At 69.1% G+C, this 13,144-nt stretch carries 13 protein-coding genes; 5 read left to right on the top strand and 8 right to left on the bottom strand.

The genetic code is table 11. The features are described 5' to 3' along the window. Positions 1-195: 195 nt before the first annotated feature. Positions 196-1,089 carry a class II glutamine amidotransferase gene (locus tag ACPYN9_RS02570; protein WP_424463632.1) on the top strand — a complete coding sequence of 298 codons (894 nt, stop codon included), beginning with the start codon at positions 196-198 and terminating at the stop codon, positions 1,087-1,089. Positions 1,090-1,135: 46 nt separating this feature from the next. On the opposite strand, the gene ACPYN9_RS02565 is transcribed toward ACPYN9_RS02570, so the two are convergent. Further along, entirely contained in the window at positions 1,136-2,608 is a 1,473-nt protein-coding gene (locus tag ACPYN9_RS02565) for an SLC13 family permease (protein WP_424463630.1), read from the bottom strand. Next, positions 2,605-3,825, bottom strand: coding sequence for a glycerate kinase (locus ACPYN9_RS02560; protein WP_424463629.1), 1,221 nt, complete (start codon positions 3,823-3,825; stop codon positions 2,605-2,607). The genes ACPYN9_RS02565 and ACPYN9_RS02560 overlap by 4 nt, the downstream gene beginning before the upstream one ends. Positions 3,826-4,120: 295 nt before the next feature. On the opposite strand from ACPYN9_RS02560, the gene ACPYN9_RS02555 reads away from it, so the two are divergent. The 3 genes from ACPYN9_RS02555 to ACPYN9_RS02545 are packed head-to-tail and all read left to right on the top strand — an operon-like array spanning position 4,121 to position 6,121. Then, positions 4,121-4,573 (top strand): FAS1-like dehydratase domain-containing protein, encoded by a 453-nt coding sequence (locus ACPYN9_RS02555; protein WP_424463739.1) that lies wholly within the window; start codon positions 4,121-4,123, stop codon positions 4,571-4,573. 4 nt (positions 4,574-4,577) lie between these two features. Further along, positions 4,578-5,069, top strand: a complete 492-nt coding sequence (locus tag ACPYN9_RS02550; RefSeq protein WP_424463627.1) for a MaoC/PaaZ C-terminal domain-containing protein — start codon at positions 4,578-4,580, stop codon at positions 5,067-5,069. Beyond that, entirely contained in the window at positions 5,066-6,121 is a 1,056-nt protein-coding gene (locus tag ACPYN9_RS02545) for a UDP-N-acetylmuramate dehydrogenase (RefSeq protein WP_424463625.1), read from the top strand. Before ACPYN9_RS02550 ends, ACPYN9_RS02545 begins: the two co-directional genes overlap by 4 nt. Positions 6,122-6,215: 94 nt before the next feature. Here ACPYN9_RS02545 and ACPYN9_RS02540 read toward each other — a convergent pair whose 3' ends face one another. From ACPYN9_RS02540 to ACPYN9_RS02515, 6 genes are all read right to left on the bottom strand, one after another. After that, complete coding sequence (locus ACPYN9_RS02540) at positions 6,216-6,491, bottom strand: hypothetical protein (protein WP_424463624.1); 276 nt, start codon at positions 6,489-6,491, stop codon at positions 6,216-6,218. Positions 6,492-6,862: 371 nt separating this feature from the next. Continuing rightward, the gene (locus ACPYN9_RS02535; protein WP_424463623.1) at positions 6,863-7,309 is read right to left on the bottom strand and encodes a hypothetical protein; all 447 of its coding nucleotides are present in this window, start codon (positions 7,307-7,309) and stop codon (positions 6,863-6,865) included. Positions 7,310-7,346: 37 nt separating this feature from the next. Continuing rightward, a complete protein-coding gene (locus ACPYN9_RS02530; protein WP_424463621.1) occupies positions 7,347-8,042 on the bottom strand; it encodes a response regulator in 696 nt (231 codons plus the stop codon). Beyond that, positions 8,039-9,292 (bottom strand): sensor histidine kinase, encoded by a 1,254-nt coding sequence (locus tag ACPYN9_RS02525; protein ID WP_424463738.1) that lies wholly within the window; start codon positions 9,290-9,292, stop codon positions 8,039-8,041. The genes ACPYN9_RS02530 and ACPYN9_RS02525 overlap by 4 nt, the downstream gene beginning before the upstream one ends. A 67-nt stretch (positions 9,293-9,359) precedes the next feature. Next, entirely contained in the window at positions 9,360-10,244 is an 885-nt protein-coding gene (locus ACPYN9_RS02520; protein WP_424463620.1) for an ABC transporter permease, read from the bottom strand. Continuing rightward, the gene (locus tag ACPYN9_RS02515) at positions 10,241-11,164 is read right to left on the bottom strand and encodes an ABC transporter ATP-binding protein (protein ID WP_424463618.1); all 924 of its coding nucleotides are present in this window, start codon (positions 11,162-11,164) and stop codon (positions 10,241-10,243) included. Before ACPYN9_RS02515 ends, ACPYN9_RS02520 begins: the two co-directional genes overlap by 4 nt. A 191-nt stretch (positions 11,165-11,355) precedes the next feature. Between ACPYN9_RS02515 and poxB the strand changes: the two genes are divergently transcribed. Next, positions 11,356-13,089 (top strand): ubiquinone-dependent pyruvate dehydrogenase, encoded by a 1,734-nt coding sequence (gene poxB / locus ACPYN9_RS02510; RefSeq protein ID WP_424463616.1) that lies wholly within the window; start codon positions 11,356-11,358, stop codon positions 13,087-13,089. Positions 13,090-13,144: the final 55 nt, after the last annotated feature.

The raw sequence follows: 13,144 nt of genomic DNA, 5'->3' as shown, positions 1-13,144 counted from the left end.
ATCTGCCCGAAATTGCACTCGTAGTGGACAGGCACCGCGATACCGCGCGCCGTAGGCCACCGAAATCGTCCGTCACACAGCGTCGCGAAGGTGGACCGGGCGACGCCACTGTCACAGGATGGTCAGATGCTCGTGAGCCTCTCGGCTCCGAACAACTCACAACAGCCGCTCGACAACACTGGAAGGAGTTCGCACATGTGCCGTCTGCTTGCCTACGCAGCCCCACGTGACACCACCGTCACGAAGGTGATCGGAGACATGAACAGCGACGCCTTCCAGCGCATGACCAGCGTGCACAACGATGGCTGGGGCACCGCGTGGCTCGCCGCCGGCTTCGGCGAGACCGAGCGCGAGATCGAGTCACTTCGCATCTCAACACCAGGCCAGAACGACCCGCTGCTCTCGACCCTGCTCGCGGATGCGCCCTCGAACGCGCGCATCGTGCACCTGCGCCTCGCCACCGACGACTTCAAGCGAACCAAAGTCAACACGCACCCGTTCGTTGCTGACGGACTGGCCTTCGCCCACAACGGCTCCATCGTCCCAACATGGCGCTTCGACGACCTCCTTCGCCCCGAGATCCGCGCGACCGTCGCGGGCGACACCGACAGCGAGCTTTACTTCGGCCTCGTCCGACAGAATGTCCGCGACGGGCTCGCCCTCGAAGACGCGGCGGCCGCTGCCGTGCGCGTACTGCGCGGCGAGTTCCCCGAATCGAGCCTCAACGCCACCATCCTCTCCGGCGATGAGCTCGTCGTCGTCCACGCCTCAAGCACCGCCCACGTCACCGAGGAGACGTTCGCGCGCTACGGCATCGACGCATCCACCCTGCCCAACGGGCACACCGACGAGTACTACCGGCTGAGCATGCTCCGCGCCGCCGACGGCACCACGGTTTTCTCGTCGACCGGCATCGACACGGCAGGCTGGACCTCGGTTCCCGAGGACACCATCTCGCGTGTCGACCTCGCCTCGCTCGACTTCACGCAGCGCGCGCTCTTCTCAAACGCCGCCGAGGCCCGTGCGACAGGGTCGGGTGTCACCGCATCGGTGTCTGCACCCTCGCAGCCGCGCCTCGTCGCAGTCTGACCCGACAGCCGCGCCTCCTGGCGCAGGATGGATGAACGGGCCGGGCCTAGAGGGCCAGGCCCGTGTGCTTCCACCACAGCTCGTAGGTCACGACCATCAGCACCAGGTAGGCGGGGAGCAGCACCAGCGACAGCCGCAGCAGATCGCGCGGTGCGAGGCCCTCGCCACGGCCATCCGCATCCGTGAACACGAGCAGTGCCTTCGAGCTGACAGGCAGCGTCAGGCAGTAGTCGAGGCCGATGCTCACGATGAACACGAGCGCGACCGGCGACAGGTCGGTGGTCGCCGCCAACGCCAGGAACGGCGGAATGAGCGCGATCGCCCTGACCGTGTGCGAGGTGACGTAGAGGTGCGCCGTCACTGAGAGCACGGCGATGATGCTCACCAGGGCGAGGGTCGACGTGAGCGCGTCGATGCCGCTGAGCGAGAAGAGGCTCGAGACGATCCAGTCGCCGGCACCCGTCTCGACGAGCGCGCCGCCGAGGGCGAGGGCGCCGGCCACGAACAGCACAAGCGGCCACGACACGGAGGCCACGCCCTCCTTCCAACGCATCACGCCAATGCCGGGCGCGCACAGGACGACCGCGGCGATGATGGTGACCGTCGCGATGCCGAACCCGTGCACCGGTTCGGTCAGCCAGCCGACGAGGGCCAGCCCCACGACAAGCGCCACCGTGCGCTCCGGGCGCGTGAGCCGGGAACGGGCGCCGTCTGCGGGCGGCACCGCCTGGACGATCGGCCGACGTCGCTCCTCCCGGCGGAGGAACATTGCTTGCACGGCCACACACACCACGACGCTGGCGGCGATCCCGAACGGTGCACCCCACAGCGCCCACTGCGCGTACGAGATGGTGTCGCCGGTCGCCTGCCTGAGCAGGTCGACCGCGACCAGGTGCGAGGTCGCCCCCACCAGTGTTGCCGTCGTCGAAACGAGCACCACGGTCGGCATGAGCAGTGCCAGCGCCTTCGAGACGCGCGGGTCGCCGAGCCGTTCCGCCAGGGAACGGTAGACGGGCAGCAGCACTGCCGCGCGGCCAGAGGTCGACGGGACGAGGAAGGAGAGAGGAACGACGGCGGCCGTCACGAGCCATAGAAGGCCACGCACCGACCTCGCCCGCCCGATGATCGCGCTCGTCAGCCGAGCGGCGAGCCCCGAGCCTGCCGTGGCACCGCCGATGATGAACGCGCCCACGATGAGCCACACGACGTCGTTGCCGAGGGCCGCGAAGAACTCCTCCTGACGTCCGGTCGGGATGCACGCCAGCAGGCCGGCGCCGAGGGCGACGTAGCCGGGCTCCAGGTCGGTCAGCGTCCACAGCACCGTGGCGGCGGCGAACGCGAACAGGGCAAGCCGGGCGTCCGCGGGGAGATCACCCGGGATGCAGGCGAGGGCGGCGAGCGCCGCGAGGAGCACCATCGCACAGCGCGTGCGGCCCGGGAGGCCTCGCAGCGCGCGGGCCGACACCCGGTTCGCGACCGACGGCTTCTCCGCTGGCTCGGCCGCGATGCGCGTGCTCACGACACGCTCCGCAGCAGGGGCACCGGCTCGTGGTGTTCGACCTGACCGAGCTGGCAGCCGATCATCATGAGGCGCATCGAGCGCTCGGCGGCGTCGGTGAGCAGCTGTGGTGAGCGGGCGATCGACTCCTCGAGGGTCAGCGGGAGCGGCACGATCGAGACGATCGCGTCGATGCCGATGTCGTGCACGTCCCTCGCGTGGTGGCCGATGGTCCCGGCGAGTGCAAACACCGGCTTGCCCTGCTCCTTCGCGCGCCGCGCGACCTCGGCGGGCACCTTGCCGTGGGGTGTCTGCTCGTCGATCGACCCCTCAGCGGTGATCACGAGGTCTGCCTGTCGGACGAGGGCATCCAGATCGACGTGATCGAGCATCACCTCGAAACGGGGCATGAGGCGCGCGCCGATGCCGCCCGCGAGGCCGGCGCCGAGCCCGCCGGAGGCGCCAGTGCAGCTGCCGGTGGCAAAGTCGTACGACTTCGGCTGCACGCCGTCGCGGCTCAGCACGGCCGCCCATCGTTCGAGCGCCGCGTCGAGGGTGTCGACCTGCTCGGGGGTTGCGCCCTTCTGGGGACCGAAGATGCGGGCCACACCGCGGGCACCCGTGAGCAGGTTGTGCGGGTTGCAGGCGACAAAGACGTCGACCCCCGAGAGTCTTCCGTCGAGACCGGAGAGATCGAGCGCCGCAACATCCGCGAGAGCGTTGCCGCCGGCTCCGATCTCGGCACCGTCGGAGTCGGTGATGCGGGCTCCCAGTGCCTGCAACGCCCCCGCGCCCCCGTCGCAGGTGCCGGAGTCGCCGCAGCCGACGAGGATGCGCTTGGCACCCTCATCCAGTGCCGCGCGGATGAGCTGGCCCACGCCACGCGTCGAGGTCGCACCCGGGTCCCGCAGGCCGCGAGGTACGAGTCGCAACCCGGCGGCCTCCGCCACCTCCACGACGGCCGTGCCCGTCGCGTCGCCGCCGAGCATCGCGAGCACCGCGGTCACCGGCTCACCGACCGGGCCGGTCACGGTGCGCTCGACGAGCCGACCACCAGTCGCGGCAGCCAGCGTCCTCGCTGAGCCCTCGCCTCCATCCACCACCGGCACGCGGTCGATGACCGCGCCGGGCAGTACCCGTCGAACTCCGGATGCGATGGCATCGGCGACCTGCTCCGCCGAGAGACTCTCCTTGAAACCGCTTGGGGCTACCAAAATGCGCCCTGGAACCTGTGTCATCTTCGTCGACCTCCTCAGGCCGCGGCGCCAGTCGCTGCGGCATGAGATCGACCTTGGTCGCCGTTCATAAACCGTTCATGACCCGTTCATGAGGAAGATCTCACGGCCGTGCGGCGCGGCGCGGTCCTCGCGCCGCCTCCCCGCCGCTCGGCCCGGCTCGGCCTCCATCCCGAGACCGCGGGCACGGATGCTCCGGAGTTTGCGCCGGGTTCCCACGCGAGTACGAGATCATCCGTGGATGCACGCAGACATCGTCGCCGTGTCGGTGCCGCCCCGTAGACTGGCGGCCGTGTCTGTGAACCCTGAACTTGCCGGCCGCCGGTACGAGCTCCCCGAGCCGTACCTCGTGGGCCGAGAGCACATCCGCTCGTTCGCGAAGGCCGTGCTGGCTTCGCACCCGACGCACTTCGACGTCGCCGCGGCTCAGGCCGCCGGGTACGCCGACCTCGTCGCGCCAGCCACCTTCCCCGCCGTGCTGCAAGACGCGGGGCTGCAGCTGCTGCTCTCCGATCCCGAGGCGCAGATCGAGCTGTCGCACATCGTGCACGGCGACGAGCGGTTCACGTACGTGCGCCCCATCGTCGCCGGCGACGAACTGCGCGCTGCCCTCGAGGTGAAAAGCGTCAAGTCGCTCGGCGGCAACTCCATGATCAGCGCCGAGACGGTGCTGACGGATGCGGCGGGCGAGCAGGTCGTGACCGCGTCGGCAACCCTCGTTGTCCGTGCAACGCCAGATGAGAGCGAGTAACCGCATGACCGACACGACTGCCATAGCTGTCCTCCCTCGCCCCGACTTCACGGGCCTCGAGACCGGTACCGTCATCGCCGAGCGCACCGTGACGCTCACCCGCGACAACCTCGTGCGCTACGCCGGCGCATCCGGCGACTTCAACCCCATCCACTACCGCGACGACGTCGCCGAAGCTGTCGGCCTGCCCGGCGTGCTCGCGCACGGGATGCTCACCATGGGCGTCGCGCTGCAGCCCGTCGTCGACGCTCTCGGCGACCCGGGCCGAGTCGTCGACTACCAGGTGCGCTTCACCCGCCCCGTCGTCGTGGACCCGCAGAGCGGTGCCGAGGTGTCGATCGTCGCGAAGATCGGCCAGCTCGCGGGCGACGACGGCGTCGGGCGAATCGACCTCGTCGTGTCCTTCGGCGGTCAGACGGTGCTTGCCAAGTCGCAGGTTCGCGCCGACTTCCAGGGCGACGCGCCCGCGACCCTGCCGGCAGAGGCCACCGCGTGACGAGGCTCTCCGAGCTCACGACCACGCAGGTTGGCGGCGAGGCGACGAATCTTGTCGCCCCGGCCACCAGAACCGAGCTCATTGCAGCAGCAGAAGAGCTGTTCGCGGGCTTCGAGCAGCCGCTCGTGCTCGGCGGCGGATCGAACACGATCGCGACCGACGAGCGCATCGATGAGCCCGTGCTCCACGTCGTCACCAAGGGCATCCACCAGCTCGATGGCCCCGTCGACAAGGTCGGTCAGGCACGTGTGCGCATCGACGCCGGTGAGTCGTGGAGCGCACTCGTCGACTACGCGGTCGCCCGCAACTGGAGCGGCATCGAGGCGCTCGCGGGCATCCCTGGCTCGGTCGGCGCAACTCCCGTGCAGAACATCGGCGCGTATGGGCAGGAGTTGTCCGATGTGCTCGCGCGCATCGAGTTCTACGACGCAGACCTCGATGACGTGCGCTGGATCAGCGCTGCCGACCTCGGTCTCGGCTACCGAACCTCGGCGATCAAGCGGGGCGAGCTCCGCGGTATCGTGACCCGCGTCGAGCTCGACCTCGTCGAGATGCCGGAAGGGCAGAGCGAGCCGGTGCGTTACGACCAGCTCGCGCGCGCCCTCGGCGTGCCACTGGGTGAGCGGATGCCCGTGCACGTCGTGCGCGACGCCGTCATCCGCCTTCGCGCATCGAAGGGCATGGTGCTCAACCCGCACGACCAGGATTCCGTCTCGTCGGGGTCGTTCTTCGTGAACCCAATCGTCCGCTCCTCGTTCGCGGCGGAACTGCCCGAGATGCCGAAGTTTGACGCGGGCACGGACGAAGACGGGGCGCCGCTCGCGAAGCTCAGCGCGGCGTGGCTCATCGACCACGCCGGCGTGAAGAAGGGCTTCTCGCTGCCCGGCTCGAACGCGGCGATCTCGTCGAAGCACACGCTTGCGATCACGAACCGTGGGGGAGCGACGGCCGAGCAGATCGTCGAGCTCGCCCGCTACGTGCGCGCCCGGGTCGAGGCTGAGTTTGGTGTTCGGCTCGTCAACGAACCGGTGCTGGTCGGGCTCACAATCTAGGGCCAGTTCGAAGGGCCGAGACGGAAGCCCCGAAGCACCAGTGGTGCTTCGGGGCTTCCGTCTCGGTGGAGCTGGTGGTGTCACCGGCTGTGCGTCAGTGGTGCATGCAGCGTGTGCACCACGCGCGGAGTGCATCCTGCTCGCGGCGGGCGCGTTCCGCGTCGTTGTGGCGGCGTCGGTGCTGTTCTGCGTGCCCCACGTTCGCTGCTTGACGTCGCGCGCTGCGCAGCAGCAGCCACAGCGCGACGCGCAGCTCGACGCGGTGCAGCAGCGACGGCTTCCCCGTTGGGGTGGACGTGGACGTTGGGGTGATGGTCACGAGCAGGGTGCTCGGATCGGTGGTCGAGTGGGTGGTCAGGACGTGATTCATGAGAGGTGTCTCTCCAGCAGAAGGCATGCAAGAAGGGGCGCTCGGAGGAGCGGGGCCGCGGGAACGCGGCGTGAGCGACGTGACTGCCGAGCAGTCGACGGATGCGGCGGCGGCTATGCCGCGGCGTGGCCGTGGTGGGCGGGGACAGACTTCACCCGCGACACGGAGCTCAGGAGATGTGGCCGCCGAGGGGGAGCATCACCAACGGCTGGTTGCTGAATGTGAACGTACGCATCATCGGTGCTCCTCTCTGCTCTCGGACTGTGCTCGACTGTAGCGACTGAGGTTCGACGGGTCAATCGCTGTCGAGTGAGGCGAACCTGCCTGCGCGGCGGACGACGCGCAGGTGCCGCTGGTCATTCGGTGGGCGCTCAGTCGAGGGTGACGGTGGCGCGTGGTGCTTCGCCGTCGAAGCTGACGGTGACCGTGAGCGGCGCTCCAGTCACGTCCGCGGGTAGGTCAATCTCGCTCGTGTGCGGTGCGTAGTCGGCGGTGCACATCTGGTCTGGGTAGGCGGTGGCGTCGAGATACTGCAGGTCGAGCGTCTGCGCGTCGACCGCGTTGACCTCGGTGAGGATCGCCGGACACCCGGAGCTGCCCCACGTGGTCACCGAGATCGACGTGCCCTCGTCGAGCCACTGCACGAGCGGGCCCTCCATGTCGACCGGGGCGTCGTCGGGTTGGCCCGTCGGTAGTCCGCCGTAGTTGTTCGTCGCGACGCTCGTGGGAGGGGTGTCGGATGCGCATCCGCTCAACCCGAGTGCGGCGACGGCGAGCAGAGGCAGAGCAAGCAGGGGGAGGGCGCGCGCGGACTTCATCTTGCCAGCCTAGAGCTGGCGTCTGGAGGCTCGGTGATCAGTTACGCGAGAGGAGGCCCAGGTCGAGGCCGCGCGTGACGGCGCGGACGCGCGAGTTGACCTCAAGCTTCGTGAAGACCTTGCCGAGGTGCGTCTTCACCGTCGCCTCGCCGATGCGGAGCCGAAGCGCGATCTCGGGGTTCGACAGTCCATCGGCCACAAGCTGCAGCACCTGCAGCTCGCGTGCGCTCAGCGCGGGGGTCGCGGGCCCCGCGCCGGGGTGCGGATGCGTCGTGCCGGACGCGTCGCCCCCAGCCGCGGTTGAGGCAGCGCCCGCCGCGCGGGTCTGCGCGACGAGCTTCGCGGTGACCGATGGCGCGAGGGCCAGCTCCCCGGCAGCCACGCGGCGCACGGCTTCGACGAGCTCCGCACTGCTCGCCGTCTTGAGCAGGTAGCCGCTCGCGCCCGCCTCGATGGCGCCGATGATCGCGTCGTCGCTGTCGTAGGTCGTGACGACCAGCACCCGAGTCTCTGGAAGGGCCTCCAGGATGCGCCGGGCCGCCTCGACGCCGTCGGTGCCGGGCATCCGCAGATCCATGACGGCGACGTCTGGAGTCGTCGCGATCGCGCGTGCGATTGCCTCGGCCCCGTCGGCAGCCTCCGCGGCGACCTCAATGTCGGGCTCGTCGTCGAAGATGCCGACCAGGCCCGCACGGACGATGGGGTGGTCGTCGGCGACCAGGATGCGGATCATGCCTCGCTCCCCACCTTCGCCGGAATCTTCACGGTCACGATCGTGCCACGCCCGGCTTCGCTGGCGATGTCCACGTCGCCGCCGATCGCGCTCGCCCGATCGCGCAGACTCGCGAGGCCGAAGCCCGGCGACGCCTCGTCGACCGCGAACCCGAGCCCGTTGTCCTCGACTTCAAGCACGACCCACTCGCCGTGTGTACCCACAGAGAGACGCACCTCCGAGGCGTGAGCGTGCCGTCGGGCGTTGGAGAGCGCCTCCTGCGCGCATCGAAGCAGCACCACTTCGCTCTCGCGTGTCAGCGACCGCGGTTCGACTTCGATGCTCGACTCGGCGCCCACGCCAGTCTCACGACGGAACCGTTCGACGAGGCGTCCGAGCGCGGCGGCGAACGTCACCGCGGCGGGGTCGGCGGCATCCGCCGGGTCGGCCGACCGCACGGGTGCGTTCTCGGCAATCAGCCCGCGCGCCTCGGCGAGCGCATCTCGCGCGAGCGTCGCGATGAGGTCGGCGCGCTCCTCCTGCGCGAGCAGCGCCGCCTGCGCCTCAGGCTCGGCCGCCGCGTCGTCATCCCGCATGCGGCCGATCTCCTTCGCGCTCCGGTCGGCCAGCATCGCGAGGCCCGCGAGCGTCTGAGCGAGCGTGTCGTGCAGGTCTCGAGAGATGCGTTCGCGCTCCACCGATGCGCCGCTTAGGCGCGAGAGCTCGCGCACGTGTTCCTGCGAGGCGGTGAGCTGCTCGAGCAGCTCGCGGCGTTCGTCTGCGACCCGCCAGGCGTAGGAGATCGACAGTCCGATGCCGCACGTGGCGGCGACGCTGAAGAGTTGGCCCGGGAGGATGTCGGGAATCGCCTCGACCCCGTTGTAGAGCGCCGACAGCGCACCGATACCGAACGCGATGCCGATCGAGATGAGGATGCTGCGCTTCGGACTCAGGAACACGCACCACACGAGCGGGTACACCAGTGTCTGAACGAAGCCGGTCCACGGGACGAGCACGATCGCGACCGCCACGAGCGTCGTGACGATTGCGACGAGCGCCACGCCGCGGCGCCGGTCTGCGAGCGACCGAACCCCGAAGAGCAGCCACACGATTGGGACCAGGAGCAGCGCGCCAAGCGCGACCAGGGCCTGCAATCGCTCCCCGCTGGTCGGAGCGGTGGCGGCGAGCCAGCCCGCGATGAGCGCGTTCGCAAGCGCCGTGCCCACGATGAGCAGGTGCCACCAGCGCCCGTTTCGAACCAGGAAGTCCATCACGCCCCATCCTCTCGCGTTGCAGCGATCCTCTCGCGCCCCACCGACATTTGAGTGCGGGGCCGCACTACGACCGCCCGCGGCTCCAGCGGAACGTGAGCAGGCTCGCGACGAGGCCGATGACGGTCCAGACGCCGAGCGTGATCGCGGCGACCCCCAGGCCCCACGTGCCTCCCACCTCCGCGGCCGCGAAGTCATCCGGCAGGAACACGCTGCGCATCCCTCGCACGAGCCCGGCGAGCGGGAAGAGATTCGCGACCTGTTGCATCCACTCCGGCAGCACGCTGAACTGCACGTAGATGCCGGACAGGAACTGCGGCACGAGCACCAGCGGCAGCACGATGGCGGATGCTGACCGCGCGGAGCGGGGGATCGCCGAGATCGCGATGCCAAGGGACGCGAAGCAGAGGATGCCGAGCAGCGAAAGCCACCCGAACCGCAGCCACAGCTCCGGCGACTCCGGCAGCTCGATGCCGAAGGCCGCCACGGCGAGGCCGAGGACGAGGGCCAACTGAAGCGTGCAGGTGATGAGCACGAGCCCGATCTTGCCGATGAAGAACGAGACGGGACTGAGCGGGGTGGCGCCGAGGCGGGCGAGTCCGCCCTCGTGTTTCTCCGTGGCAATGTCGATGCCCAGGAACTGCATGCCGGAGAGCAGGATCGCCATCGCGAGCATGCCCGTGAGGTAGTACTGCGACATCGTCACGTCGGCGAAGCGAGGGTCGTCTACGACCGTCTCGCCGCCGAAGATCGACGCGAAGAGGGCGAACATCACCAAGGGGAACAGGAAAACGAAGAACACCTGGTCGGTCTGGCGGAAGTAGCCGCGCAGCTCGAACGAGATGCGTCGTAGGCCGTTGCCGATCGTCGACCTGGGCTTCGTCGGCCCGCCCGAAGCGGCGGGAAGATGGTGCTTGGTGCCTGCGCCTGTGGGAACGGCGATCTGGGTCATGGGGTGCCTCCGACGACTGCGGCAGCGCGGGCTGTGTGAGGGGGGTCCGCTGGGGTGGCCAGCGATGGGGTGGGATGCTCGCCGATGATCTCGAGGTACACGTCTTCGAGCGAGGGGCGGGTGACGGTGAGCCCTGCGGGCTCCCCGCCGGCGCGGTCGGCCAAGCTCGCCACGAGCTGCGCGGGCGCATCCGTCTTCTCCTCGCACCACGCCCCGTCGGCTTCCTGCCAACGCACCCGTGGTGTGCGGGACGCCGGACCGCCGATGGTGGTGATGTCGCCGATCTCGACGAGCTTCCCGGCGGCGATGATGCCGGCGCGATCGCCGAGGTGCTCTGCTTCGTCGAGGTAGTGCGTGGTGAGCACCATCGTCATGCCCTCGGCCTTCAGCTGCTGGATGAGCCCCCAGAACTCGCGGCGCGCGTTCGGGTCGAAGCCGGTCGTCGGCTCGTCGAGGAACAGCACCTCCGGGTTGCCGATGATGCCGAGCGCGACGTCGACGCGCCGCTTCTGGCCCCCGGAGAGGCGACCGACCCGTTGAGCCGCGAACGGAGCGATGCCGCAGCGCTCGATGGTCTCGTCGACCGCTCGAGGCTCACGGTAGAGGCTCGCGAAGTGCCGCAGCACCTCGCGTGCCGAGTACCGCTCGATGTCGGCGCTCGACTGGCTGACGACGCCGATGCGGCCGCGCCATTCGGCATCGCCACGCGCAGGGTCATGCCCGAGCACCCGCGCGCTGCCTGACGTCGCCGTGCGGAAGCCCTCGAGTATCTCGATCGTGGTGCTCTTCCCCGCGCCGTTCGGGCCGAGCAGGGCGAAGGTCTCACCGGGGCGGACCTCTAAGGAGAGCGAGTCGACGACGTCGCGGTCCCCGTAGCGTTTGACGAGGTCGGTGACCTCGATGGCTGGTGCTGTGCTCATGCTCCTATCGAACAGCCCGCCGGCGGCGCCCGGCAGACGCCGATCGGCGGATTCGCCTCCCCCGATCGGGGGAGGCAGTCAGCCTCGGTACAGGCGTGAACATCGAGGCGATGCGCGATCTAGCACGAGCGCTCCGAGCTTTCCTGGGCATTGCCGGAGCTGCTCCCCGATTCGAGGCGGAAGATCACGCTATGACTACAGTCGCTGACACGATCGTCGATATCCTCCACGACGCCGGTGTCGAGCGCGTCTACGGCCTCCCCGGAGACTCGCTCAACGGTTTCACCGACGCCATCCGCCGAAACGGCGCCGTCCAGTGGTCGCACGTGCGCCACGAAGAGGCCGCCGCGTTCGCCGCATCCGCCGACGCCGCACTGACCGGCAACCTGGCCGTCTGCGCAGGCAGCTGCGGCCCAGGCAACCTGCACCTCATCAACGGCCTCTACGACGCCAACCGCAGCCGCGTGCCGGTCCTCGCGATCGCCGCGCACATCCCGTCAGCCGAGATCGGTAGCGGCTACTTCCAAGAGACCCACCCACAGGAGCTGTTCCGCGAGAGCAGCGTGTACTGCGAGATGGTCGGGGTGCCCGAGCAGCTTCCCCGAGTGCTCGAGATCGCCATGCGGGCCGCAGTGGAGAAGCGGGGCGTCGCGGTCGTGGTGATCCCCGGTGAGATCTTCCTCAAGGAGAGCGCCGGGCGGCGCAAGTCGGCGCCCATCCTCCCCGCCAAGACGGTCGTCCGCCCCACCGACGACGAGCTCGCGCGTGCCGCTGCGATCCTCAACACCGCCAAGAAGGTGACCATCCTCGGAGGCGCCGGCACCCAGGGGGCGCACCCGCAGCTCATCGCCGCAGCCGAGGCGCTCCAGGCGCCGATCGTGCACGCGCTCAGAGGCAAGGAGTTCATCGAGTACGAGAACCCCTACGACGTGGGCATGACCGGGCTGCTCGGCTTCTCGTCCGGCTACCGTGCCATCGAGGACTGCGACGCGCTCCTCATGCTCGGGACCGACTTCCCCTACCAGCAGTTCTTCCCCTCGAAGGCGAAGATCATCCAGGTCGACATCCGTGGCGAGCAACTCGGTAAGCGGACACCGCTCGATCTGGGCCTCGTGGGCGACGTCGGAGACACGCTCGACGCGCTCATCCCGCTGCTCGAGGGCAACAAGAGCAGCAAGCACCTCGAAGCGTCCGTGAAGCACTACCGAAAGGCCCGCAAGGAGCTGGACTCGCTCGCCGACAACGACCACGGGCGCACCCCCATCCACCCGCAATACGTCGCCAGACTCGTGAGCGAGCTCGCGACGCAGGATGCGGTGTTCATTCCGGATGTGGGCTCGCCGGTCGTGTGGGCAGCCCGCTACCTCGAGATGAACGGGCAGCGGAGACTTATCGGCTCGTTCAGCCACGGCACGATGGCCAACGCCGTGCCGCAGGCCATCGGCGCGCAGTCAGCGTTCCCGGAGCGGCAGGTCGTCGCGCTCGCGGGCGACGGCGGCCTCGCGATGCTGCTCGGCGAGCTGTTGACGCTCCGGCAGAGCAAGCTCCCGGTGAAGATCGTCGTGTTCAACAACTCGTCGCTCAACTTCGTCGAGGTCGAGATGAAAGCCGCGGGCTTCGTCAACTACGGCACCGACCTCGAGAACCCGAACTTCGCGGAGGTCGCGAAGGCGATCGGTATCCACGGGCAGCGTGTGGAGAACCCGAACGATCTCGAGCGCGCGCTTCGCGAGGCATTCGCGCATGACGGGCCGGCCCTCGTCGACGTCGTCACCGCGAGGCAGGAGCTGTCGATCCCGCCGACCATCTCCGCCGAGCAGGTGAAGGGCTTCACCCTCTACGCGCTCCGCACCGTGCTGTCCGGTCGTGGGGACGAGCTGCTCGACCTCGCTGACACGAACCTGATCCGGCGGATCTTCGACTGACCCTTCAGGGGCGTCCGCGGGCCGCCCGCGTCAAGGCAGCTGCCTGACGCGGGCG

It is taken from the genome of Pseudoclavibacter helvolus, from assembly GCF_049707175.1.
In the GTDB taxonomy this organism is placed as follows: domain Bacteria; phylum Actinomycetota; class Actinomycetes; order Actinomycetales; family Microbacteriaceae; genus Pseudoclavibacter; species Pseudoclavibacter helvolus_A.
The sequence above is the reverse complement of the archived record's forward strand: the minus strand, read 5'-3'. Positions and strand labels throughout refer to the sequence as shown.

What these genes read in the sequence shown, in the direction of transcription:
- ACPYN9_RS02570 (WP_424463632.1), top strand. Translation starts at nt 196, where the DNA reads ATGTGCCGTCTGCTTGCCTACGCAGCCCCACGTGACACCACCGTCACG.
- ACPYN9_RS02560 (WP_424463629.1), bottom strand. Translation starts at nt 3,825, where the DNA reads ATGACACAGGTTCCAGGGCGCATTTTGGTAGCCCCAAGCGGTTTCAAG.
- ACPYN9_RS02550 (WP_424463627.1), top strand. Translation starts at nt 4,578, where the DNA reads ATGACCGACACGACTGCCATAGCTGTCCTCCCTCGCCCCGACTTCACG.
- ACPYN9_RS02540 (WP_424463624.1), bottom strand. Translation starts at nt 6,491, where the DNA reads ATGAATCACGTCCTGACCACCCACTCGACCACCGATCCGAGCACCCTG.
- ACPYN9_RS02535 (WP_424463623.1), bottom strand. Translation starts at nt 7,309, where the DNA reads ATGAAGTCCGCGCGCGCCCTCCCCCTGCTTGCTCTGCCTCTGCTCGCC.
- ACPYN9_RS02530 (WP_424463621.1), bottom strand. Translation starts at nt 8,042, where the DNA reads ATGATCCGCATCCTGGTCGCCGACGACCACCCCATCGTCCGTGCGGGC.
- ACPYN9_RS02525 (WP_424463738.1), bottom strand. Translation starts at nt 9,292, where the DNA reads ATGGACTTCCTGGTTCGAAACGGGCGCTGGTGGCACCTGCTCATCGTG.
- ACPYN9_RS02520 (WP_424463620.1), bottom strand. Translation starts at nt 10,244, where the DNA reads ATGACCCAGATCGCCGTTCCCACAGGCGCAGGCACCAAGCACCATCTT.
- ACPYN9_RS02515 (WP_424463618.1), bottom strand. Translation starts at nt 11,164, where the DNA reads ATGAGCACAGCACCAGCCATCGAGGTCACCGACCTCGTCAAACGCTAC.
- poxB (WP_424463616.1), top strand. Translation starts at nt 11,356, where the DNA reads ATGACTACAGTCGCTGACACGATCGTCGATATCCTCCACGACGCCGGT.